Here is a 22,409-nt window from a genome sequence, read left to right on the forward strand (position 1 = left end):
TTTCCTCGGCTTCCGCTAGAACGGCATCAACGCATAACCATCGTTCTGATACATCGCGAGAACGATCAACGCCGAGGTAGCTAATTTCACGTCTGGAAGCATGTCTTTTTCGTTTAAGTTGAGCCCATGCAGGGCCTGCCCGCACAGCAGCAGCTTCACGCCCGCAGCCCTCAGTTCCTGGATGACCCTTAGATTCGGATTATCGACTCCGAATTTCGCCTTGTAGACCTCATTGCTCATTGCTGCGTAGGATGCTGCTGGCCCGTGAAACACCCCTACGACCTTCAAATTCTGCGGGGGCACTCCCCGCGTGGCGAACACGTTGAACATTCTCGCCATGTGATCGAGGCCCGGCATAACCTCGTCCGGTTTTTCCGCCGGATGCGAGAGACTGAAGAGCACCTTGTATGTCCGTCCCTTTTGCGGCTGCGCCTCGGCATCCGGCAGATTCCAGGCATCTCCATAGCCCTTGATCACCGGATACGTCCACCCACTCGCAGCCTGGTTAGTCGCACCCTGGTCGGCCTTCTTCTCTTGCGCAGCCACCATTGTCACAGTGCCCGACACGAGCACCAGTAAAGCAATCCACACCCCACGTACCATGTGAATCTCCTTTTCCAATTTTTCGATTATCCAGTGTGCTACCCCATGGCTACCCCGGATACACTTCAGGCGCCGTTAATGGATGGGACGGCAAATGCAAAAGTCGAACCCCGCCGGATATGTTACAGAATATTTTCGCCCGAACGAACGGAAGGTCGTTCCCCGGCCATTTGATGTAAAACAACTGGAAATCTTGAGATGTTCTAAACGATTGCCGAGATATTAGCATGGCCGTAAGGTGCTCAGGCGCTATGCGGATAGCGATGGCCCCACAAAGCACAACAATTCAACAAACACTTTAAGAGTGGCAGGGAAGCATCGTCACATCCTCCAAGCCGGCGGACAGGCTTCTCCCAAACCCGCCGAACATCAAGCCGCCATGCGCCTCCAGGCGGGTTTAAGCCTATGTGTATTGCCAAAGGCTAATTTCATTGCCGTCCGGATCGTTGAAGAACGACAGCAGCCCGCCGGGTTTCTTCTCAACGGGCATAGTCTTCACGCCCTTTGCTTCTAACTCACGCGTCGCGAGGCGAATGTCGTTCATCCCCAGGCACAGGCGCGCATTCCCATCTCCGGGCAGGGTATGTCCGGGCGGATTCGGAACAAGCTCAAACAGCACGCCGTCCAGATCGAAACGCGCAACGTAATCCCGCGACACAAGCTGGAATCCCAAAACATCGCGATAGAAAGCAATCGACCGCTCCATGTCGGAGACGTGGTAGTAGACGGCATCAAATCGAAACTTGAGTTCTGAATGATCCATGGCGCAAGCCCCCGATGAATTTGAACGCGGTAAGGGTGCTCCCAGGTAGGGTCACGCGTCAGTGACGAGCGTGATTGCTGGTCGTAGCAATAACATTTGTGGATTGAGAGTCGGGAATATCAGTAATGTCCGATAACAGATATTCTGTTAAATACACTTGCCTGCGTTTCCAGTTTGCGCACGCAGCTCTTGCAGACGCCTTCGATGGCCACAATATGGTTGCGCGTAAGAGGCAAAGTCCCCTTCCGGCAGAACTTCGGCAAGTGCCGGTACCCCGTCCCAGACTGATTGGGCATTCTCGAGATCCGGGCACGCTTCGACAGAACATTCGGCGCAGTTGAGAAAGGCTTTCGACCGGCAACAGGCCCGAGCATTGCAATTGCGGCTCGTATGGAAGAGTTCCTCGTCCGGCCCCAGGCAACCGCCGCAGGAGATGTTTTCCGGCGTTTCTTGCAGCCCGTAAATCCTCCCCCAAGCGGCCGCCGTTTGCCGCTGGTGCGCAACGCCCTTCACCTCGCCAAGATAGGCCGGACAATCCGAGCACAGCACTCCGCACACCGAAACCATTCTCATGGTCCTGTGCCTCCAGCTAACATCATCCCCGAAAGGCAACCCGGTAGTCTGTGAGTTTGGTAATCCTGAATTGGGGATTTCTCTACAGCCGATGCCCCGCCGCATGCTCGCGATAGTGTCTCCCCAGTTCCGACGCATAGGTCGTTCCCAGGTTCCGAGCATTCGCGTAAATCCAATCGTGCAGGCTCGTGTGTCCTGTGGGCGGCCCGTGTGAAACGAGTAGATCCGCCGTCAATCCCTTGATTTCGTCTCTCGTGAGCACCACGTCATCGACGATCAATCCGAGGATCTTTGACGCCAGCCGAATCAGCGGCGCCGGCTGATATGTAATTCGTGCCCGGCTGCCAATGGCCTCTTGAATCATTCGCACCAGCGCATCATAGGTGTACGTCTCCGGACCCACGGCATCGCTGACACCATTTTCCTTTGCGCGTCCGCTCGCGACCGCCAGTTCCGCCAGGTCCTCCACGAAGATGGGCTGTACGCGGTATTCGCCCATGCGCGGCACCGCGAATACCGGAAAATTCCGCAACATCCAGGCGATGTTGTTGATCAGAATGTCGCCCTGGCCAAATAACACTGCAGGCCGCAGGATGGCGTAGGACAGCTTTGAGGCACGAATGCTCTCCTCCACCTCGGCCTTCCCGCGGAAATACGGCAGCGGCGATTCCAGCGACGGATTCGTAATGCTGACGTGAACGATTTTCTTCACCCCGGCTGCTTCCGCCGCGCGAATCAGCCGCTTCGTGTTCCGGATCGCCAGTTCATGGCTAGCCCCTCCGTACGCAAAACGCACCCAGTACGTGTTGAAGAGAACGGTTGCACCTGCCAGAGACCGCGCCAGCGTGGCCTCATCTTCGAAATCGAGACGCGCAATTTCCATGCGGTCGTACAGAGCCGAGGCGGTATCCGGATGATTCGTCAGCGTGCGCACCCGTTCTCCCCGCATCAGCAGCTTCTGCGCGATGCATCTTCCGCTGAACCCAAATCCTCCGGTTACAACGCTCACCGGTGAATCTTCCCGCCTCCCGACCCACTCCATAACCACCTCACCGCAAAATTCTGTTGTGCGACTTCCCTATGCATCCTCATCTCATGCTAAGCGCCTGTGAAGTATAACTTTAAGTATAATGAGCTACACGATTGCAAGTTATGATCTTACTTGTCCGATAAATAGCTTTCTAAATTTTCCCCGCGCCCTTATTGCTCCCCTCAATGCCGGTATCGGAACCCCCCGCATTTCCGTATACAGCGCATCGATCTCGGCGAAGAATTCATGTAGTTCCCTTAGACGTTCCCGCGTGTATTTGTCATTCGGCCCTAGTTCGGCAATGCAACTCTTCAACAGATCGAGTGTCGGGTCCACCTCGCGCCGTTTTCGCTGCTCGAGAATGATCTTAAACATTTCCCAGACATCTTTGATGGAATCAAAGTGCTGCCGCCGATCTCCCAGGACGTGCACGGCCCGCACCAATCCCCAACCCTGCAACTCGCGCAAGCTGGTGCTGACGTTCGACCTCGCCACGCTGAGCGTTTCTGCGATCTCTTCGGCTGTAAGCGGGGTCGGCGAAACATGTAGCAAGGCATGAATCTGGGCCACTGTACGGTTGATTCCCCACCGATTGCCCATCTCGCCCCAGTGGAGAATGAACTGTTTCTTGGTCTGGCTGAGTTCCGTCATACGTTTATTTCAGTCATGACAGAAATAACAGAAAACATCGCCATCGTCAACGAGAGGGCTCAGCCGGAGTCATCGCTGGATTCATTTGTCTTGGGTCTTTAGTCCGCGCTCAAACTCGCCGCCTCTTCCGGTTGAAAGTCTGTACTCCGAGGCAAAATTACCGAGAACACCGTTCCGTGCCGCGCCGCCGTCTGGTTCGTGCGAACCCGGATATGGCCATTGTGTTTCTGCACAATTCCGCGCGTCACCCACAGCCCTAACCCGCTACCGCGGCTGCTCTTGGTCGTATAGAAGGGTTCAAATATCCGCTGGACCGTTTCGCCAGACATTCCACTGCCATTATCGCAAACAGAAATGAGGACAGTTCCCGGGTCGCCCGGCAGGTCCCTCACGCGCACCCGAATGCGTCCGCCCTGATCCACCGCATCGATCGCGTTCTCCAGCAGATTTGACAATACTTGTCCCAACTCCCCTGCCAGGCCCCAAGTCCTGCCGTTGCCGTTCACTTCCGTTTCCAGCTTAATTCCCTTCTCTGCCACGCGCTGTTTTTTTCCGCGCAGTATGGTGTCCAGTTGCTGCCCTATGTCGACCTCGCCCGGCAGGTTCGGACTGCGATAGAACGAGAGGGTTCGTCGCGTGATTTCGCTTGCGCGCTCAACTTCCCGCAGCAACAGGCCAGCGTAGTAACTGGCTTTCTCCGACAGCCCGGAATCGCATGTCAGCAGGTACGCCAGGTTCATGATTGATTCCAGCGGATTGTTCACCTCGTGCGCGATTGCCGCCGCCATGCGTCCCGTCGCCGCCAGCTTTTCTTTTTCGATCAGCGCTACTTCCGCCCGCTTCCGTTCGGTGATATCCCGCGCAATCTTCGACGCCCCAATTACTTTTCCCGTTGAATCCTTGATCGGCGAGATTGTCAATGAAACATCAATCAGTTCGCCGTTCTTCCGTCTACGCTTCGATTCGTAGTGATCTATCCGCAACCCGGCGCGCAGACGCGAAAGAATCATCGGCTCTTCATGGTGGAGTTCCTTGGGAATCAGCCGCAGCACCGAGTGGCCCACGATTTCCTCTGCCTCATACCCGAAAATCTGCTTCGCGCCCGAATTCCAACTTGTGATCACTCCGTCCAGGTCTTTGCTGATAATTGCATCGTCGGATGATTCCACGATTGCCGCCAGGCGCATCTGGGTCTCCTCTGTGCGCCGCCGCTCCGAAATGTCTCGCGCGATCTGCGATGCCCCTATCACCTTTCCGGCAGTGTTAAGGATGGGCGAAATGGTAAGCGCTACATCAATCCGTTCTCCGTCTTTTCGCAGCCTTTCTGTCTCAAAATGCGTGATTTTCTCACCCTGCAGCAGTCTTTGCATCGTCTCCAGTTCTTGATGCTGGAGATCCGGCGGAACCAGCATCGTCATCGAGTGGCCCAGGATCTCGCCGGCGGCATATCCAAATATCCGTTCGGCACCCGTGTTCCAACTCGTAATCCTCCCATCCAAATCCCGGCTAATGATGCCGTCGTTCGAGGAGTCAACAATCGCCGCTAATCGCCGGCGCGCGTCCTCAATTTGCGTATCTCCTTGAAGATCCCTGGCAGTCTTAACTAGTCCTATAATCGCTCCGTCGGGGCCGGAAATCGGCGCCAGGTTCACGGCCACATCAACACGTCCGCCGCCCTTCATCAACATCTGCGAGAGAGCGCCCCCGATTCGACGCCCAGCCAGCACATCGGACTGCAGCTGCTTCGCTTGTTCGTGCAGGTCCGGTGGAATCAGCAGCAAATTCGGCAGCCCGATGATCTCGCCGGCGTTGTACCCGAAAAGCCGTTCCGCCGCCCTGTTCCAGGTAACAATCGTGCCATCGCGATCAGTGCTGAGAATCGCTTCGCCCGTCGAATCCTGAATGGCCGCCAGGTACACGGCAAGTTCATGCGCGTCCCGCAGTTCAATCCTGTCCGACTTCTGCATAGGTGCGCCTTGGTTTTGCGTGGGATCTACTTGTTGGGCCCGGGCGAATTTGTTGTAGGTCATGGGTTAACTGCGAGAGACAGACTCCGCGCGCGGACAGCGTAAGTTGCCTTAGGGAGAGATGCAAATGTCTCAAGTAAGGTTGTCACTTCTGTGTCGTACTCTGCTCCGGGGTGCTTCTTCACCTTCCCGTGCCCCGCATTCGCCGACATCAGCAGTGGTGGGTAAAGTCGCTCTTACCAAAAAAAAAGTACCGGGCTCTTTCGAGCCCGGTAAGTCTATCAAAGCTTCTACTTACTTCCGCCTGCATTAGGCTTCGAGACGCCCATCAACTCATCCGCCAGCGCGGGCGCATTGTATATCTTCCGCAGCGCCTCAACGACTGCCGTCGAATTCGTGATTACCGAGCGTCCTACCTTATCTTCGTACTGGAAATTCCACGGCAACGACTCGATGTTCCCATCGAAGATGATTCCCACAACTTCGCCCTTCTTGTTCACCGCCGGAGAACCAGAGTTCCCGCCGATGATGTCGGTCGTATTCACCGAGTCATACTGTGTCTTCAGGTTGAGCGTGCCCTTCGCTTTCATCCAGCTATCCGGCAGCTTGTACGGATCCTTGTTCCCGTGCTGCGCGGCATACTCAAAGGCATCGCCGAGCGTCGTGTAGTACCGGACCTTCTTCGTACCTTGCATGTAGCTCTTCGCAGGCCCATAGCTCAGACGAAGGGTGTTCGTCGCGTCCGGAGGAATTTCCGTCCCGTACAGCTTGAACCGCGCCTTCGCGATGTATGCCCCGTTCCGACGCACCACTGAATTGACGTTGTCCTCCACGTCCTTGCGAACCGCCCGCGCATCCGGATCGATCTTGCGGATCAGAACCAGCATGGGATCGGTTGATGCCTCGACCGCTTCCTTGCCACCCGCCAGCAGTTCCTTGCGGTAAGCCAGGTCGCCGAGTTTCGTACCGCTCACCAGTTCAGCCGCACGCTCTGCGGGAGACTTCCCTGCCAGCACCGTCTGCACGAACGGATCGTTCGCGCCCAACTTTTCCTGCATCATCTCGAACGCCAATCGCAGCTGCAATTCTTCCAGTCCGGGGACTACTGGCTGCGTTGACTCGACAACCTGTTCCAGCCGCATCGGCCCTTGCACGTTCCTATCTTCCGGGCTGCCCGAGGTCAGCCGGATCAGCGCCCGCGCCGTCATCGCCAGCCGTCCCGGAACCCCATTGTCACCCATGAAAGTAACTCGATTGAAGTTGTCGCGCTGCCACTGCATCGCCTTCGCGATCGCATCCCACGCTCCGCCGTACTCCTTCGCCATCTCGGGATCTTTCATCACGGCATCCCGCAGCGCTTTCTCGTCGGCGGCCTTCTTCGCCATGACGGCCTTGTCCAGCAAGCCCGACTGGTATCCGGTGATCGCCTTATAGCTGTTCTGCGCGCCGAAGATGTAGTTCTCAGCCTCGCGCTTGTTCTCCGCGCTCTTGTCCGCATACTCGAAGTATGCCTTGACCTGTTTTTGCAGCGTGTTCAGCCGCCACGGATAAGCAAGGTCGCGCAGATACTCCAACTGCGCCATTGTCTGCAACCGCCCCGTCGAGCCCGGATGCCCGGAGACGAAGATTAGTTCGTTCTCTTTGATCGGCTTATCGCTAAACTTCAGGTAGTCCTTGATAACCGCTGGCTTGTCGTTCTCGTATGCCCGCAAGAACGTGATATCGAGGTCATACCGCGGATACGTGAAGTTATCCGGATCGCCACCGAAGAACGCAATGTCGTACTCCGGCGCCATCACCATCCGGATATCTTTGTAGATTTTGTACTTATAGAGCTGATACATCCCGCCCGAGTAGAGCGTAACCATCTGGCAGCGAATATTGTGCTCTGCATCGCTGCAATCCTTTTCCAGCTTCGCGATCTCTGACCGCTGTGCCGCGCCAACTTCCGCATCGCTCATGCCGGCCTTTGCCGTACCTTCGATGTCCTTCGTCACGTCCTTGATTTCCTGCAAGGTCATGACTTCCAACCCCGGACACTTCGGCTCGGCATCGCGCGTCTTCGCGTAGAAGCCTTCTTTCATGTAGTCATGCTCGGCTGTCGAAATCGCATGCGTGCAGCCACGCCCAATGTGGTGATTGGTGAAAATCAGTCCGTCCGGTGAAACGAACGACCCCGAACCTCCCGGAAACTTCACCGACGCCAACTGAAGATGATCGAGCCAGGCCTGTGTCAGGTCGACCCCATACTTCGCCTTGATTTTGGCCTTCGGAACCGCGTTATAAGGCCACATTCCTTCGTCCGCAACCGCCATGATTGCAGACAAAATCAACATTACGATAGCAACACAAAATAAAACTTTCTTCATGCAACACTCCGTGGGCAGAGCCCCTTGCATACTTCCGGGGGCGATTTGATTACCAGAAATACACGCCACTATAGTCCCAGCCCCGAACCCCGTCCACGAACTTCATTCACTCGAAGAATCGACACTTAGACATGTCATCCTGAGCGGAGCGTAGCTGTATCGCACGGAACCGGAGGCCTTCTGTTTTTCCTTTGTGTTCCTTCGTGTCCTTCGTGGTTAGCTCTCCCTTCCCTTCCCATTCCCCCCACTGCGGTTTAGAATTCCCTTAGCGCGTGTGGGCGCATCCTACTTAGTAGTTACGCGTAGTAGTTACAGCAGTTATTTCAATTTCTGAGAGCGATTCATGCCAACCACCGAGACCACCAAGGGACTCGAAGGCGTAGTTGCCGCGAATTCCTCCATTTGTTACATCGACGGTGACCGTGGAATCCTTGCCTATCGCGGCATCGACATCCACGAACTCGCCGATCATTCCAATTTCGAAGAAGTCTGTTACCTGCTCTGGTTTGGGAAGCTGCCGTCCCGCTCCGAGCTAGCCGACTTCCGCATGCAGCTCATTCGCGAGCGCAAGCTCGATGCCCAGATCATCAGCTTCATTCGGCAGACGCCCAAGCACGCCCTGCCCATGGACATGCTGCGGACAATCGTCTCTGCCCTGGCTCTCTTCGATCCCGAGGAGAAGTCCAATGACGCCGACGCGAACCTGCGCAAGTCCACCCGCGTGACCTCGCAGATCGCCATGATCGTCGCCGCTTACGATCGCATCCGCAAGAACCTCCCGATCGTCGAGCCTGACCGTTCCCTCTCGCACGCCGGCAACTTCCTGTACATGCTGAACGGCCAGGTCCCGAGCGAAACCGCGACACGTGCCCTCGACATAGCGCTCATCCTGCACGCCGATCACGAATTCAACGCCTCTACTTTCGCCGCTCGCGTCACCGCCGCTACTCTCAGCGACATGCACTCGGCAATTACCTCCGCCATTGGCGCACTCAAGGGTCCCCTCCACGGCGGAGCCAACGAAGCCGTCTTCCGTATTCTCGAGGAGATCAACAACAGCGGCGCCGACCCGGTCGACTACGTCAAGGGAATGCTGGCGCAGAAGAAAAAGATCCCCGGTTTCGGACACCGCGTTTACACGACTGAAGATCCGCGCGCAACGCATCTCCGCCAGATGTCACGCGACCTTGGCTACTCCAGTGGCCAGTCCAAGTGGTTCGAGATCTCACACAAGATTGAGGGGTACATCAACGCCGAAAAGAAGCTCAATGCCAACGTCGACTTCTACTCCGCCTCGACCTACCACACGCTCGGCATCGATATCGACCTCTTCACCCCGATTTTCGCCGTCTCCCGTATCAGCGGCTGGACCGCGCACGTAATGGAGCAACTCAACGACAACCGCCTCATCCGCCCGCGTGCCGAATACGTCGGTCCGGCCTACCCGAATCGTTACGTTCCGATAGAGAAGCGTTAGCTTCTGTTTCCGTCCTGTTTCCGTGCCCCACGTCTGCCGCAGTCAGCAGACGTGGGGTTTTTCAATTGGGGCGTCACTTGTCCGTTGACACCTCCCCCACCTTCGTGACAGCATTCCCGCCGTGTGAGGTGAGGGCATGAAGAAGTTCCTCGTGTTGGCCTACGGCGTAGCTGTCTACGTCTTCTTCTTTGTCACGTTTCTCTACGCCATCGGTTTCGTCGGAGACCTGTTCGTTCCCAAAAACATCGACAACGGTCCTCTCTCCAGTACGACCGGGGCGATCATCATCGATCTCCTGTTGCTTGGCCTCTTCGCCATCCAGCACAGCGTCATGGCGCGTATGGGATTCAAGCGTGTAATGACGAAATTGATCGCGTGGCACATCGAACGCTCAACGTATGTTCTCGCCGCGACGATTTGTCTCGCCGTCCTCATGTGGCAGTGGCGTCCCATACCCGGAATCGTCTGGCAGGTCCAGAACCCCACCGGAGTCCTCGCACTTCAAGCCCTCTATCTGCTGGGCTGGCTTGGAATCCTGATCAGCACTTTCCTGATCAATCACTTCGACCTGTTCGGCCTCCACCAGGCCTATCGCTACTTCCGCGGCGAACCGCTCAAGCCCATTCCCTTCAAGACGCCGGCACTTTACAAGATGGTGCGCCATCCCATCTATCTCTGCTTCCTGGTTTCCTTCTGGGCAGCTCCAACGATGACCGCCGGGCACCTGCTCTTCTCCGTTATGACCACCGGCTACATTTTCGTAGGGATCTTCTTCGAGGAGCGCGACCTGGTCCATCACTACGGCGAGCAGTACCGCAAGTACCGCCAAATGGTCCCAATGATCATTCCATGGTTCTTCCGCCGTGCGTCGCAACCCACGGACGAGCCCAAGAAGATGCGCGGCGCCGCATAATCCGGTCCAAATAACGCTCCATGCCTTACGTCTGCCTTGTGCAGGCTTGGGCTCTGATCGCCGAGGAGAGATGGCAGTGCAGTCAGTTTGATTACCGGAACAAGCAAAGGCATTAGGTATGAAACCGCGTTAGCCTTCGCACGCGCGGGCTATCGAGTACATGCGACCATGCGCAATCCAGCGTGAGCCTCTCACCTTGGAGACTCCAGAGCCGCATGCTTCATCTGTGCTCACATCGGCCTGAAGGTACGTGGGTTGTCAGACGCGGCCGACATCCATGAAGCTGAGGTCATGTGCTTCGTCCTGTACAGAACTCAGTGCGACTTTCACCTCGGCGATATAGAAGGCGCAACAGACAAGCAATGACATCATAGAGACGACGAAGACAATCGCCGCGCAGACTGCGGCAGCGCTCCAGTAAAGTCCAAGTCCCAACAGCAGGCATGACAACAACGTTCCGGCGAGCGCGAGCAGCGCGAACAGGAACGCGCGGCGAATCATCTCGGCGCGATGCTCGATCGAGGCGATCTGCGCTGTGTATGCGTCTGCTTCTGCATTCCGGGAGTTCCTGGTTGCGTCGTGTTTCGCGTGAACATATTGCCGAAGACGGCTGACAATTCCCATCAGTCGGACGTTGATGGAGAGAATCAAGAGCGCAGTCGCGGAGACGAAAATCGCAGGAGAGACGAATGCTTGAAATAACCGAGCAACATCATTCATAGGATTCTCTACGAGACTATGATTCTTTATCGGATGCCAATGTCTCAACAGCTATTCTTCGGTAATTTGGTACCCCCCTTGTTTCGCCCGTCCTGTTTTCAACGAGTTACGGAAATTTCCCTTGTAGCGCGATGGAAAGAAAGAACTTAAATCTGAAAATATCCCAGCGGCGTTTGTTTTCAGAATTTTGGGAAGGAAAATTGTCGTTTTGTCTGCGTGTTGTCGGACGCTGTTGCCGCTGGACGTTCTTCTTTCTTTGTTAAGGGAAAGGGCGCCGCGACATTTCAGCCGAGCGCGAAACAGAGTGCAGAGTCACTAAGACGTGCAGCAGGCTAGGGCGCTCTCGGTCCTGGGTGGGCGTCGGCGCGGGTAATACGGCAGCGACGAGTCGGGATGTGAAAGACCGTTGTTCGTTCCCCGCACCAAAGCCCGCGATAAGGTTAAGGCCCGAAAAACTTACGGCGCCCGCTGGGGGCGCCGCTTGATGGACTGTGTCCGGAACAATTGTACAACGTGGGGTCAAGGGTGTCGGTGGTTGGGATGAGGAAAACTTTCGGGCAGTTCCGAAATGGGAGGCAACTGAAAAGCTGTGTGCGCAAAGCAGTGGACTGTGTAGTGGGTGCGATGAAGCGATTACCGACTAGTGACAACGCGCAGCAGGGAGCGGAAGACGCTCTCGCGAGGGGCTGTGTATCGTTCAGTCGGGCATCGGTGGTGACGGATGATGTCGGTCATATGGTTAGCCTGTTCGCGGATGACCGTAAGCCGGGAGTTGGCTTCAGCACAGTTTGTATCCTGCAAGAGTTCGCATTCGCCAAGGACGACGGTAAGGGCTATTGAGGAGATCGTGCAGGAGGGAGCATTTGAGGGGGTCCACTTTGTTGACCTCGATATCAAGTATGCCATTCAGTCGGCGCGCAGATGTACTGAATGTGTCACAAGTGACGGTGACGTCAGTCACCTCTTTAGTGGGGGGATGGGCCAATCGAGCGAGTTTGTTCCGAATTCAGAACAAATTCAGCCACCTTGATTCAGGTCATTCAAGAAGTGGTAACGTGGCGGTTGTGGGGGACATTGCTGTGGGGGACAAAAGGCTGGGCGACCCAGAGATTAATCCGGGTGGCAAGTTGCACAGGCTCATCACATCGGACGAAGAGATCCTCAAGGCGGTGGTGAACCATGTTGGGCTGGACAGTTCCGAAGAGGCCCAAGCGATCTATGCGGAAGCCAGAAGAGGAAACCAGGTAGGGCAGTTCATTGTTGGGATGGCGCTTCTAAAGGCAGGGCGCGAAGAGGCGGCAACGCCCTGGTTTGATCTGTCGGCTGCGCAGGGGTTCGAACCGGCGAAGCAACATTTAAGGAAAGCCGGGTAGGACGGGGACACGAGGAAGACGGAATCGGTGGTTTGATCGGACTGGCGGGCCCACCCTGGAGCAAGAACAGAGTGATCGAGCGGTGGCTATTTTTCGGGCTGATGATTGAAATAGTCGGAATAGTGATTCTATTCCGTCTGCTGCATCGGAAGTTGAAGGCCCGACATCGCTCGCGGAACGAACTGATTAAGCGGATTTACACAGCGCGGGTTCTATCCCAACCATCTACCCCACGCAACCCAAATCGACAGCGGCACGGCTACTTTCAATAAAGAAACGTTGGGGTTGTGACGGCGTGCTTTCTATGCCGTTAGCTGTCCTTGTGATACCGTCCGCGACACACTTACCGTTGCGACTGCGGAGCGGCATCCCGCCGCCGTGCTCACCTCGGTTTAAACGATCGATTGCAGGTGTTCTCGGATGGCCTGCACCGTTTTCATGAGGCTGTCGCCTGGCTCGATTCCAACGGATATGTGTCCTCTCTTCAGCGGTTGCACGAACTCGAAGAAGTTCCCGTACCGGATCAGGACATACTGCAATCCACCGCAATCGATCTCTCCTCTCTGCTGGACCAATTTCAACAGCGTCGGATTGACAATCAACTCCTCGTACTTGTCCGACTCCGACGCACTCGCGTTTGCCAGCGCCGCCCGCTGCCGCGACGTCAGCTTCCCATCCACATAAACCGCCACATACCGAACCGCAGCATCAATGCCAAAAACGCTATCGATAATTGAGTTCGATACAGAAGGTGCACTCGCCATATCTGCCTCCGATCGCTCCACGATCCATGATCAGGATAGAGGGTCATGTGGGCGGCTGTCAGTGTCTCCGAAGAGGCATGCCCCCAGTCGTGGGTGGAAAGATTGAGCAATGTTGAACAGACGCGGTCTTGATATCTTCTTACCCTTTGGTGAGTGCTTTGGGTAAGCTCAGCTATTCAGGAGTTACCAAAGCCCAGTCAAGCAGCGAGCCGGTCGCACCCGCTCTATTGAAAAGGAATCTCACTCATGTTGAAGCAGGTCTTATATGTCGCATTCGTGTATGGTGCCATGTCTGCCGCTTCTGGCGATTCGAAGCCGCCGCTGCAGACCGTGGGCAAAGTTGATCTTCAACGCTATGTCGGCAAATGGTATGAGATCGCTCGGTATCCCAACCGCTTCGAAAAGCGCTGCGTTTCCGATATCACAGCAACTTACACCGCACGGCCGGACGGCAAGATCACGGTGCTCAACACATGCCGGAAAGCTGACGGTCAGATGAAGTCATCGCGGGGCCTCGCCAAAAGCGTCGATCAGCGGACGAACGCCAAATTGAAAGTAACCTTCTTTTGGCCTTTATACGGCAAGTACTGGGTGATTGGACTGGATCCCGAATACCGGTATGCAGTGGTCAGCGAGCCGAGCCGCAAATACTTGTGGATTCTGAGTCGCACACCGAAGCTGGATCCCGAGCTTTACCAGAGGGCAGTGGACACGGTCCGGCAGCAAGGTCTCGATCCTTCTCGTCTGATTCGACCGCTGCAGGCTGAGAGGCCATAGGTCTCAGTTGACAATAATGATCCTCAATAGGTGAGGAACCGATGTCAGTTGGCAGGATTGAATCCTGCCACGCCGCATGCGCATACCGAGTTGCGGCGATGGACTCGAGTGATGGAATGTCATTGTGTGTCACACGACTGTTCCGAACAGCGCCCCGACGCCAGCGGTTACGGCCATCGCAATTGCACCCCAGAACGTGACGCGCGCTGCGCCTATCACGACCCCGGCACCGCCCACGCGCGCCGCCAACCCGCCCAGAATCGCCAGAAATACCAGTGAAGTTCCGGAGACGAGCGGGATCAGAGCACCAGACGGAGCGAAGACGGTGACCAGGAGAGGCATGGCTGCTCCAACCCCGAAGCTGCCGGCTGAAGTCAAGGCAGCTTGGATCGGACGTGCACGGAAAGTCTCGGAGATGCCAAGCTCGTCCTGGGCGTGCGCGCCTATCGCGTCATGGGCCATCAACTGCTCGGCAACCTGTTTCGCAAGCGCCGGGTCTAGCCCGCGAGCGACATAGATTGCCATCAGTTCCTTTTGTTCACCCTTACGGTCAGCTTTGAGTTCCTTCCGCTCAAGCTCAAGTTCGGCCTTCTCGGTGTCTGCCTGTGAATAGACGGACACATACTCGCCGGCGGCCATTGACATTGACCCAGCCACCAATCCGGCAACCCCTGCGACCAATACGCTACTGTGAGTCGCATGTGCGGCTGCGACACCGAGTACCAGGCTTGATGTCGAAAGGATACCGTCGTTCGCGCCCAGTACTGCCGCACGCAGCCAGCCGATGCGTCCCGTGCGATGTTGTTCAATGTTGCCTGAAGGCATACTCGAAGCGTCTCGCAAAAAGGATCAAGCAACAACAAAGTCAGGCGGGGGGATGCTTACCCGCGCCAACGAGAGTATCCCCATCCACCGCCACCGAGAACAAGCAGCACCAGGAGAACAATCAATATGGTTGTCATGTTGTACCTCACTTTCCATGAGGAAGTTAGCGGCCTTTGTAACGATCGCTCACGTCTTCATTCAATATCCTAGAAGTTGTGGAGACACCTGTCTGGTCACAATGGATCACATTGGAGCGGTACCTTTGCTCTTCGCGGATGTATTCTCGCTTTTGTTATGAATTGGAACCGTGAGGCGGCGCTCGGGACAGGTGGATCCGAATGACGGGATGGAGAATCCTCGAGGAACTACCCCGCCCCAGCGAAGCCAGGATGGCAACCCGGCTACAGCGAGGGCTTTTGTTCAGATATGTCGTCGCGCGAGGCGCGACTTGGCGGGTCTCGGCGACGGTAGACCCCTTACTCACGTGCGAGGCTACTTTCCCGGGTGGGATGGGTGACTAAGGGTCGACAATTTCTGGAAAAAATCGGTTCGCCTGAAGCTTTCCATTACTCTCAACCACTCGTTTTCAGCTATCCTGCGATTGATGGCTCCTTTCGCACTTTCCGATCTTCTTGGTCAGCCGGTTTACGACAATTCCGGCGGAAAAGTGGGACGTGTGCGCGAAATCGCCATTGTTCCGCAGGACGATCCGAATCATGTTGCGGCCTTCGTCGTGAAGACCTCCGAAGGCGATCGGCTGCTCTCCAGTCACAGGGTGAAGAGCGTCAACGGCGGAGTTAGGAGCCTCGGCGCGCTCAGCGACCTGACACCTTATAACGGTTCGGAAGGCATGTTGTTGCTGGAGCGCGACCTGCTCGATCAGCAGATCATCGACGTTCACGGCCGCAAGGTGGTTCGTGTCAACGACGCGGTGCTGCTCGGCGAGGAAGTCAAGGACGGAACGGTCTCGCTGCGCATCGAGTCGGTCGATGTCGGCGCTCGCGGCGCGTTGCGGCGCCTGCTGCGCGGAGTGGTTCCGCACATTGCTCTGCGCGGACTGCTGGAGAGGATTCCGCCGAAGCCGATTCCGTGGGAGTTCGTGAACCTGATCGAGACCGATCCCGCGCGTCGCGTGCGCCTGAAGATCTCCTCCGATCGTCTGGCGAAGCTGCATCCAGCGGACATCGCGGACATCATCGAGGAACTCGCGCCAGCCGAACGCGACGCCGTCTTCCAGACCCTGGACGAGGAAGTCGCAGCGCAGGCACTGGAGGAGATCGACCCGAAGCTGCAGGTCTCGATCGTCAACTCGATGGGAAGCGACAAGGCCGCGGACATCGTCGAAGAGATGGACCCGGACGCTGCGGCCGACCTGCTCGCCGACCTGACTCCAGAGCAGTCGGAAGAGATACTGGAGGAAATGGAGCCGGAAGCGGCGTCCGAAGTCGGCGAACTGCTGGAGTTTCCCGAGGACACAGCCGCTGGCCGCATGACCACGGACTACATGTCCTTGGCTCCGACTGCTACCGTGCGCGACGCGGTCTCCATGCTGAGGACCTTCGAAGGCGGCCTGGAGAGCATGAGCACCATCTACCTTGTGCGCGACGGTGAATACCTGGTGGGGGCTGTGCCGCTGGCGAAACTGGTGCTCTCAGATCCGGAAACAAAACTTCATTCGCTCGGGACCGATCCATTGATCTCGTGTCCTCCGGGAGCGGAAGAGAACGAAGTCGCGGAACTGTTTGACAAGTACAACCTGCTCACGCTTCCGGTGGTGGATGAAGAAGGAAAGCTGACAGGTGTGATCACCGCGGACGATGTGATCAGCATCCTTCGAGCGAGGCTGTAGTTAAAGAACCTTTCCTGCGGCAATTTTCTCCACGAACGCCTTGTCTGCTTCCAGGAAGTCGAATTGCGGCAAGGTGCCTCGCTCGACCCAGCGAACGTCCTTGAAGATGCGGTTCTCGATCTCGCCTTCGTAGGCTTCGACGAGGAAGAAGTGGAGTTCGACGCCGTTTCCGTTGCGGTAGGTGTGAGCGATGGTCGCGACTTCGGGACCGACGGCCGCGCGGATTCCCAGCTCTTCCTCGAGTTCCCTTTCCAGCGCGGCTGGCGGCTCTTCGCCGGGCTCGATCTTGCCGCCGGGAAACTCCCACTGCAAAGGCATTGGCTGATGCTTCGTGCGCTGACAAATCAGCATCTGGGAGCCGCGAACGATCAATCCTGCGACGACCTGCTTCATCAGCTCGCTTTGACCTCTCTGATCTCCTCGATCTTGCGAACGCCTGGCGGTTGGTCGAACCTCTCGGGATGAAGAGCCCATGCGATGGCTCGCAGGCCGCCTATCAGGGTTGTTGCGGGAGTATTGAGCAGTTCGTCGGCGACGCAGAAGACGCGACCGTTCTTCCCCGCATTGGTTTCGAGCCAACCTCGATCGCGGACGATCTTCTCCAGCGGGACGCGATCTCCGGCGCCGCACCACGCGGCAAGAGTCACGTCAGGATTCATGGCGCGCACTTCTTCCGCGGCGGTCTGCGCGCCCGGAATTCCGACGAACTCTCCGCCCGCGGCTTCGACCAGCTCAGCGACCCACGTTTGCGAGGCGATTAGAGGTTTTCCCCATTCCTCGGAGAAGACTCGCAGCCTGGGGAAGAACGCGGTTGCGCGGCGAATGCGGTTAATCTCCCACTGCATCTCGCGCACTACTGCGTCGCCTCGAACGGATGCTCCCGCGATCCGAGCGATCATGCGGATATCGTCGTAGATATCTGCGAGGGTGTGCGGAGCGAGAGCGAGGAAGCGAACGCCAGCCTTCATAATCTGAAGAACGGCTTCTTTCTGGTACGGGACCGAGGCGATTACGATGTCGGGCTTCGCCTCGAGGATCTCGTCGGCGCGAGCAGTCCAGGAGTCCTGGACGATAAGCTTCCCTCCCGTGACAACCTCGGGACAGACGTCGGCGCAGTACCTGGTGCAGGCGACGAGTTGGTCGAGTTCGCCAATATCAGCCAGCGTGAGAGTCACACTGGGCTGCAGCGACGCTATGCGGAGCTTTGCCACCTCACCATCGTCCATGAGCGATGCGGGTTTCGTCAATGCGGAGAGGCACTCGCGCAGGCGTTCGGGTGTAAGATTGGCTCGTTCAAGGAGCATCTTCCCGGGGGGTGCGATACGAGCCATCGTATTGTCAGAGTTCTCGGATTCGCTTTCATCGCGGTCGTATTCCTGTTCGCGACCACGACCTTTTCTTACGGCCAAGACTCGTCGCAGACTACCTCTGCGAAAGCAGCCTCAGCGAAGTCGAAGAAAGTCGCGCAATCGGGAAAGCCTGAGGAGAGCAAAAAAGTGGCACAGCCGGGCGAAGCAGGCAAAGCCGAAGCAAACGGCACTAATAAGTCTCAGCCGGCAAAGAGCGACGAAGCGAAGAAGGAAGAAGCTCCGCCGCCACCGCCCAGCCCGAAGCTGATCGAGGTTCCGCAGGACAGCGCAACCTACACGCCGCGCCCGAAGGTCGTGGCGATATTCGTGTTCACGAACGGCAACCGGATTGAGTCCGATGATTACCTGATCACGAAGGACGCGCTTTTCATCAACAAGGATGGGCAGAAGACGCGGTATCCGATCAACACGGTCGACCGCGCCGCGACTAAGGCCGCTAATGAGGGTCGCGGAGTGGATATCGTTTTTCCTAAATCGAGGAGCGAGTTTAATCTCGATTTCTGAATTTCAAGCCTCAGCTAAAATCGATCCATGTATTCGGCGCTGCTGCTCGATCATTTTCAAAATCCACGTTACGCGGGAGAATTGCCGGACGCTGATTTCACAGTCCGGCAGGAGAACCCTGTCTGCGGAGACATTCTTGAACTGTGCGCGAGAGTTCGCAAGGGAGTGATAGAGGAGATTCGGTTTCGTGCGAAGGGATGTGTTCCGACCATGGCGTGCGGTTCGGCAGCCTGCGAGTTAGCGGCAGGGAAGCCGATCTCTGAGATTCGAGAGATAAGTAAAGAGGATGTCATCGATGCGGTCGGAGGGGTTCCCAACGGGTCTGATCATGCGGCGCAGTTGGCCTTGGATACCCTCAAGAGTTTGCTTGCCGAAGTGAAATAAACCGCAAATTCAATTTTGAAAAGATCCGGACATATTCTGACTACCCCACCCAAGACAAAGGACGGACCGGATGGGCTAACCGATGTTGCGCACGGAGAGAACTGCTAATCTCTTACGGCCAAACCCTCTTGGCTGAGTCCGAGCGCGGAGCTTCCACGGGCTTCGGGATCGAGGCGGCGCGGACGGGTTCTTCGACGACGCCGAGCGGGTTTTCGTCTTCGAGGATCTGGGCGGCGCAGCGGAGTTTGTCGATCTGCTCCATGAGCTGCCGGACCTGCTGTTCTTTTTCGCGAATGACTGCGTGAATATCCTTCATCGTTCTCCCCTGAAACTTACTTGCATAGCCATCGATAGCGCGGCTCAGATCGAGCCACCGAGCCATAGGGCCATCGTGCCATCGGAAATCAAAACGGCCCGGGCACCGGATCAGTTCATCCCCTAGGGCTGAACGACCTACGCCGACCCACTGGCCAAGTTTCGCGCCGAATTGGATTTCCGGCCAATTACTAATGGCCAATCGCAGGGTGCACTTCCGATTACTGATGTTCTTCGGTTTCAGGAGCTTAGCGCTGATAACCGTGACATGATTGGGCACAAGCCTCCTCAAACACCCAGCGGTGTTTGCAGCGGGCGCGTCACTTTCAAAGGGAGTGCACAATGGCTACGACGGCCAGTCACACGGCCATGGATGAATCTCTTCCAGATTTCTCCAGCCAATTTCTGAGCGATTTGCAGGGGCTGCTCGAAAAGGCGGGACGCTTCACAGGCGCTACCAGCGCAGCGATGGCTTTTGTTGAGGGCGAAGAACTCGTCACCAAGGTAAGCATGGGAGAATGCGCGCCGGATCCCGGCTCGCGCAGCCCGATCTCCGGTAGTTTCACCGGACTCTGCGTACAGCAGCACGATGTGCAGCGCTGTGACGACGCCTCGAAGGACGAGCGCGTCGATTCCGCGGCGTGCCAGGCACTCGGCATTTCGTCGATGGTGATCGTACCGATTTCGGAAAAGCGCAGGGTGCTGGGAGTCCTGGCAGCGTTCTCGCCGAAGCCGAATGCGTTTTCGCCAACGCACGTTGCCCTGTTGCGGACGATTGCGGACATCGTGATTGAGTTGCGAAAGCGTTATCCGGCAGATCCGCATCCGGCGGGATTCGGTGCGACGCGGAGCGACGAGCCGATCAAGGCTGCGCCGCAGGTCGATTCGCCATTGGTTCACTCGGCGCCGGACATAGCCGCGGCCGAAATCGAGCCAACCCTCGTCAAAGCACCTGAAACCAGGGCTGCGGTGACGACCGTGCTGCCGACATTCGCTTCGGCACTGCCAGAAAAGAAATTGGAGCCGGCGGCGAGCTCTTCAGTTGAGAAGTCGGACGTGGCAATGAACCCGGCCGCCGAACTGCATGCCACGATGGCGGCGATTCCGGTACCGGAACAGAATAAGCAGGAAAAGGTCGAGCCTTTGAAGGTCGAGGTTCCGAAGCAGGAAGAAATTCGAATCACAGAGGCCAAGCCGGCAGCGGAGAAGAAACCTGTTCTCGGTCCGGTACTGGTGAAGCCTGAAGCAAAACCGAAGGTGGAGCACAGTGTCGAACTGTGGAAGCGTGAACCGCTGGTCATCAACAATGCCGAGGAAGCGGACGAGTACGCCCGGGTGGTTCCGGACGAGCCGAAGAAGGAATCAGAAGTGGTTTCGACGGCAGCCGACATAGGTTTTACTCCAGTGACGAACGATGCCGAAGCTAATGCGCATCAGCCGATGTTTGGCTACGGATATAGCGCGAAATCAACGAGGACGGGCGGCCGCTCCATTTCGATACTTAAGGTAATCGTCGCGGTACTTGGCCTCGCGGCTTTTGCCGCAGCAGCCACCTGGTTCTTCAAATATCACTCACCGGTCGAGCAGCCGCATGCTGTACAGGCAGCGGCGCCAGGGGTTCAGCCCGCCGCGCCAGAAGCGCAGACGCTAGCGCCACGGGTCACGCCGGACGCTGCCGATGCGCAGGCGTCAACGGGCCCGGAGGTCGCAATGGTCCTGAAGAAAACGGACCTGAAACTGCCGGGCGGAAAGCATGACGCCAAGATTCCCGATTCTGAAATTGTTCCGGACCAGACGATCATTCTCAACGGTGGTACGGTTCCGAAACGGATTGGTGCAGAGGAAGCAGTAGCACCACCGAAAGTTGCGGCAGATGGAACCCCTGGTATGAGTAACATTCTGAATATGGTGAAGCCGACCACGCAACCTAAAGCCGATTTCCAAGCTTCGACGATTTCGGCACCAGTATTGATCAAGCAGGTGGCGCCGCGATTCCCTGCCTTTGCCCGGCAGATGCATATCCAGAGCGACCGGGTGATCCTGAATGGGACTGTTGGAAAGGACGGTTCGGTTACCAGCATCAAAGTTATCCGTGGAAACCAGGTATTCGTTGGGCCCGCGATAGCGGCAGTAAAAGAATGGAAATACAAACCGGCCATACTGAACGGCCAGCCCACGCCCTCGACGGTTGAAATCGTAGTGAACTTCGTGGATCGCTGAACCTCTGATGAACGCATGACCGCCCCGGCACTCTGCCGGGGTTTTTCACTGTCGTTGACATTTTCACTGTGCAACGTGCAAACTAACGACTCCCGGGTGATAGCGGATTTTTCCGCTCCGTAGCGGTCTGCGCGGCGCACGGAAGACATTAACTGATGAACGCGACCAGGGTCTCATACACGCTGGACTCCTCGTTGGAGAGCGTGAACAAGGCGGAAGAGACTGCCACAGAGTTCGCCACCAAGACCGGATTCGATCCGGAGGAGGTGCAGCGGATCTCGATGGCGGTTCGTGAAGCCACGGTGAATGCCGTCCTGCATGGTAATTCATATGACCCTCGCAAGAAGGTGCATATCGCGTTTGAGGCCGCAGGCGATGCCCTGACGGTTACGGTTCGGGACGAGGGCAAGGGACTGGATCAGGAAGAAATTCCCGATCCTCTCGCCCCTGAGAATCTTTTGAAGCAGTCAGGACGTGGCATTTTCCTTATTCGGGCTTTCATGGATGAAGTCCGCTTCCGTAACATGGAACCCGGCACAGAAGTTACTTTGATCAAGAGGCTGTCCGGTGACTCCCGCGACGGCAAGGAGGCTTCCCAGTGACGATGAAAGCAAGCACCCGGCAGGTGGATGGCGTCACCATCATTGATTTGAGTGGGCGCATCACTCTCGGCGAAGGCAGCGTGGTTCTTCGCGATACCATCCGCAACTCGGTCGGACAGGGGATCAAGAAGATCGTCCTTAACCTAGGTGATGTGACCTATATCGACAGCTCGGGAATCGGCGAGCTGGTCAGCGCCTTCACCAGCGTTCGCAACCAGGGCGGCGAACTGAAGCTGCTGAACCTGACGAAGAAGGTTCATGACCTGCTCCAGATCACGAAGCTCTATACGGTCTTCGACGTGAAGGACGACGAGGCGAGCGCCATCAAGGCATTCAAGTAATGCTTTAGCTTTTTGTCTA

Annotated in this window: 23 protein-coding genes and 1 pseudogene; 12 read left to right on the plus strand and 12 right to left on the minus strand. The window is 56.8% G+C overall.

Annotated features, from left to right (window positions below):
• Positions 1-15 precede the first annotated feature (15 nt).
• The 6 genes from ROO76_14605 to ROO76_14630 form a co-directional block, all read right to left on the minus strand.
• A complete protein-coding gene (locus ROO76_14605; protein MDT8069393.1) occupies positions 16-603 on the minus strand; it encodes a DsrE family protein in 588 nt (195 codons plus the stop codon).
• 403 nt (positions 604-1,006) lie between these two features.
• The gene (locus ROO76_14610; protein ID MDT8069394.1) at positions 1,007-1,366 is read right to left on the minus strand and encodes a VOC family protein; all 360 of its coding nucleotides are present in this window, start codon (positions 1,364-1,366) and stop codon (positions 1,007-1,009) included.
• A gap of 655 nt (positions 1,367-2,021) precedes the next feature.
• A complete protein-coding gene (locus ROO76_14615) occupies positions 2,022-2,948 on the minus strand; it encodes an NAD(P)H-binding protein (protein ID MDT8069395.1) in 927 nt (308 codons plus the stop codon).
• Positions 2,949-3,089: 141 nt separating this feature from the next.
• Positions 3,090-3,620: a MarR family transcriptional regulator gene (locus ROO76_14620; protein ID MDT8069396.1), complete on the minus strand. Its 531-nt coding sequence runs from the start codon at positions 3,618-3,620 to the stop codon at positions 3,090-3,092.
• 98 nt (positions 3,621-3,718) lie between these two features.
• Positions 3,719-5,650 carry a PAS domain S-box protein gene (locus ROO76_14625; GenBank protein ID MDT8069397.1) on the minus strand — a complete coding sequence of 644 codons (1,932 nt, stop codon included), beginning with the start codon at positions 5,648-5,650 and terminating at the stop codon, positions 3,719-3,721.
• A gap of 227 nt (positions 5,651-5,877) precedes the next feature.
• Complete coding sequence (locus ROO76_14630) at positions 5,878-7,956, minus strand: S46 family peptidase (protein ID MDT8069398.1); 2,079 nt, start codon at positions 7,954-7,956, stop codon at positions 5,878-5,880.
• A gap of 343 nt (positions 7,957-8,299) precedes the next feature.
• Here ROO76_14630 and ROO76_14635 point away from each other — a divergent pair, with 343 nt between their 5' ends.
• The 3 genes and pseudogenes from ROO76_14635 (at position 8,300) to ROO76_14645 (ending at position 10,529) form a co-directional block, all read left to right on the plus strand.
• The gene (locus ROO76_14635) at positions 8,300-9,433 is read left to right on the plus strand and encodes a citrate synthase (GenBank protein ID MDT8069399.1); all 1,134 of its coding nucleotides are present in this window, start codon (positions 8,300-8,302) and stop codon (positions 9,431-9,433) included.
• 136 nt (positions 9,434-9,569) lie between these two features.
• Positions 9,570-10,346, plus strand: coding sequence for an isoprenylcysteine carboxylmethyltransferase family protein (locus ROO76_14640; protein MDT8069400.1), 777 nt, complete (start codon positions 9,570-9,572; stop codon positions 10,344-10,346).
• A gap of 87 nt (positions 10,347-10,433) precedes the next feature.
• A pseudogene (locus ROO76_14645) lies at positions 10,434-10,529 on the plus strand (SDR family NAD(P)-dependent oxidoreductase).
• 75 nt (positions 10,530-10,604) lie between these two features.
• On the opposite strand, the gene ROO76_14650 reads toward ROO76_14645, so the two are convergent.
• Positions 10,605-11,066, minus strand: coding sequence for a DUF2721 domain-containing protein (locus tag ROO76_14650; protein MDT8069401.1), 462 nt, complete (start codon positions 11,064-11,066; stop codon positions 10,605-10,607).
• A gap of 624 nt (positions 11,067-11,690) precedes the next feature.
• Here ROO76_14650 and ROO76_14655 point away from each other — a divergent pair.
• Both ROO76_14655 and ROO76_14660 read left to right on the plus strand, forming a co-directional pair.
• Positions 11,691-11,906: a hypothetical protein gene (locus ROO76_14655; GenBank protein ID MDT8069402.1), complete on the plus strand. Its 216-nt coding sequence runs from the start codon at positions 11,691-11,693 to the stop codon at positions 11,904-11,906.
• Positions 11,907-12,121: 215 nt separating this feature from the next.
• Positions 12,122-12,439 (plus strand): hypothetical protein, encoded by a 318-nt coding sequence (locus ROO76_14660; protein ID MDT8069403.1) that lies wholly within the window; start codon positions 12,122-12,124, stop codon positions 12,437-12,439.
• Between the two features lie 392 nt (positions 12,440-12,831).
• Here the strand turns inward: ROO76_14660 and ROO76_14665 are convergent, their stop codons facing one another.
• Entirely contained in the window at positions 12,832-13,203 is a 372-nt protein-coding gene (locus ROO76_14665) for a hypothetical protein (GenBank protein ID MDT8069404.1), read from the minus strand.
• Between the two features lie 246 nt (positions 13,204-13,449).
• Between ROO76_14665 and ROO76_14670 the strand changes: the two genes are divergently transcribed.
• On the plus strand, positions 13,450-13,980 hold the full coding sequence (locus ROO76_14670) for a lipocalin family protein (protein ID MDT8069405.1): 531 nt from the start codon (positions 13,450-13,452) through the stop codon (positions 13,978-13,980).
• Positions 13,981-14,109: 129 nt separating this feature from the next.
• On the opposite strand, the gene ROO76_14675 is transcribed toward ROO76_14670, so the two are convergent.
• Positions 14,110-14,805 (minus strand): VIT family protein, encoded by a 696-nt coding sequence (locus tag ROO76_14675; protein ID MDT8069406.1) that lies wholly within the window; start codon positions 14,803-14,805, stop codon positions 14,110-14,112.
• 604 nt (positions 14,806-15,409) lie between these two features.
• Between ROO76_14675 and ROO76_14680 the strand changes: the two genes are divergently transcribed.
• Entirely contained in the window at positions 15,410-16,654 is a 1,245-nt protein-coding gene (locus ROO76_14680; GenBank protein MDT8069407.1) for a CBS domain-containing protein, read from the plus strand.
• Here the strand turns inward: ROO76_14680 and ROO76_14685 are convergent, their stop codons facing one another.
• A complete protein-coding gene (locus ROO76_14685) occupies positions 16,655-17,047 on the minus strand; it encodes an NUDIX domain-containing protein (GenBank protein ID MDT8069408.1) in 393 nt (130 codons plus the stop codon).
• Positions 17,047-18,063, minus strand: a complete 1,017-nt coding sequence (locus ROO76_14690) for an ABC transporter substrate-binding protein (GenBank protein ID MDT8069409.1) — start codon at positions 18,061-18,063, stop codon at positions 17,047-17,049. Before ROO76_14690 ends, ROO76_14685 begins: the two co-directional genes overlap by 1 nt.
• A gap of 87 nt (positions 18,064-18,150) precedes the next feature.
• Between ROO76_14690 and ROO76_14695 the strand changes: the two genes are divergently transcribed.
• A complete protein-coding gene (locus tag ROO76_14695; protein MDT8069410.1) occupies positions 18,151-18,528 on the plus strand; it encodes a hypothetical protein in 378 nt (125 codons plus the stop codon).
• Between the two features lie 27 nt (positions 18,529-18,555).
• The gene (locus tag ROO76_14700) at positions 18,556-18,912 is read left to right on the plus strand and encodes an iron-sulfur cluster assembly scaffold protein (GenBank protein MDT8069411.1); all 357 of its coding nucleotides are present in this window, start codon (positions 18,556-18,558) and stop codon (positions 18,910-18,912) included.
• Positions 18,913-19,024: 112 nt separating this feature from the next.
• Here the strand turns inward: ROO76_14700 and ROO76_14705 are convergent, their stop codons facing one another.
• Positions 19,025-19,294 (minus strand): hypothetical protein, encoded by a 270-nt coding sequence (locus ROO76_14705; GenBank protein MDT8069412.1) that lies wholly within the window; start codon positions 19,292-19,294, stop codon positions 19,025-19,027.
• A 275-nt stretch (positions 19,295-19,569) separates the two neighbouring features.
• On the opposite strand from ROO76_14705, the gene ROO76_14710 reads away from it, so the two are divergent.
• The 3 genes from ROO76_14710 to ROO76_14720 all read left to right on the plus strand — a co-directional run bounded on the left by ROO76_14710 (position 19,570) and on the right by ROO76_14720 (position 22,390).
• Positions 19,570-21,447 (plus strand): TonB family protein, encoded by a 1,878-nt coding sequence (locus ROO76_14710; protein MDT8069413.1) that lies wholly within the window; start codon positions 19,570-19,572, stop codon positions 21,445-21,447.
• A 155-nt stretch (positions 21,448-21,602) separates the two neighbouring features.
• On the plus strand, positions 21,603-22,049 hold the full coding sequence (locus tag ROO76_14715; GenBank protein MDT8069414.1) for an ATP-binding protein: 447 nt from the start codon (positions 21,603-21,605) through the stop codon (positions 22,047-22,049).
• Entirely contained in the window at positions 22,046-22,390 is a 345-nt protein-coding gene (locus ROO76_14720; GenBank protein ID MDT8069415.1) for an STAS domain-containing protein, read from the plus strand. The genes ROO76_14715 and ROO76_14720 overlap by 4 nt, the downstream gene beginning before the upstream one ends.
• The last annotated feature ends 19 nt before the right edge of the window (positions 22,391-22,409 follow it).

The sequence above is a fragment of the Terriglobia bacterium genome, assembly GCA_032252755.1.
In the GTDB taxonomy this organism is placed as follows: domain Bacteria; phylum Acidobacteriota; class Terriglobia; order Terriglobales; family Acidobacteriaceae; genus JAVUPY01.

Bases quoted from the DNA above. Each gene is read 5' to 3' on its own strand.
- ROO76_14700 (MDT8069411.1), top strand. From the start codon at position 18,556: ATGTATTCGGCGCTGCTGCTCGATCATTTTCAAAATCCACGTTACGCG.
- ROO76_14625 (MDT8069397.1), bottom strand. From the start codon at position 5,650: ATGACCTACAACAAATTCGCCCGGGCCCAACAAGTAGATCCCACGCAA.
- ROO76_14680 (MDT8069407.1), top strand. From the start codon at position 15,410: ATGGCTCCTTTCGCACTTTCCGATCTTCTTGGTCAGCCGGTTTACGAC.
- ROO76_14670 (MDT8069405.1), top strand. From the start codon at position 13,450: ATGTTGAAGCAGGTCTTATATGTCGCATTCGTGTATGGTGCCATGTCT.
- ROO76_14675 (MDT8069406.1), bottom strand. From the start codon at position 14,805: ATGCCTTCAGGCAACATTGAACAACATCGCACGGGACGCATCGGCTGG.
- ROO76_14655 (MDT8069402.1), top strand. From the start codon at position 11,691: ATGAAGCGATTACCGACTAGTGACAACGCGCAGCAGGGAGCGGAAGAC.
- ROO76_14610 (MDT8069394.1), bottom strand. From the start codon at position 1,366: ATGGATCATTCAGAACTCAAGTTTCGATTTGATGCCGTCTACTACCAC.
- ROO76_14685 (MDT8069408.1), bottom strand. From the start codon at position 17,047: ATGAAGCAGGTCGTCGCAGGATTGATCGTTCGCGGCTCCCAGATGCTG.
- ROO76_14650 (MDT8069401.1), bottom strand. From the start codon at position 11,066: ATGAATGATGTTGCTCGGTTATTTCAAGCATTCGTCTCTCCTGCGATT.
- ROO76_14635 (MDT8069399.1), top strand. From the start codon at position 8,300: ATGCCAACCACCGAGACCACCAAGGGACTCGAAGGCGTAGTTGCCGCG.
- ROO76_14620 (MDT8069396.1), bottom strand. From the start codon at position 3,620: ATGACGGAACTCAGCCAGACCAAGAAACAGTTCATTCTCCACTGGGGC.
- ROO76_14715 (MDT8069414.1), top strand. From the start codon at position 21,603: ATGAACGCGACCAGGGTCTCATACACGCTGGACTCCTCGTTGGAGAGC.
- ROO76_14605 (MDT8069393.1), bottom strand. From the start codon at position 603: ATGGTACGTGGGGTGTGGATTGCTTTACTGGTGCTCGTGTCGGGCACT.
- ROO76_14705 (MDT8069412.1), bottom strand. From the start codon at position 19,294: ATGGCTCGGTGGCTCGATCTGAGCCGCGCTATCGATGGCTATGCAAGT.
- ROO76_14630 (MDT8069398.1), bottom strand. From the start codon at position 7,956: ATGAAGAAAGTTTTATTTTGTGTTGCTATCGTAATGTTGATTTTGTCT.
- ROO76_14710 (MDT8069413.1), top strand. From the start codon at position 19,570: ATGGCTACGACGGCCAGTCACACGGCCATGGATGAATCTCTTCCAGAT.
- ROO76_14640 (MDT8069400.1), top strand. From the start codon at position 9,570: ATGAAGAAGTTCCTCGTGTTGGCCTACGGCGTAGCTGTCTACGTCTTC.
- ROO76_14665 (MDT8069404.1), bottom strand. From the start codon at position 13,203: ATGGCGAGTGCACCTTCTGTATCGAACTCAATTATCGATAGCGTTTTT.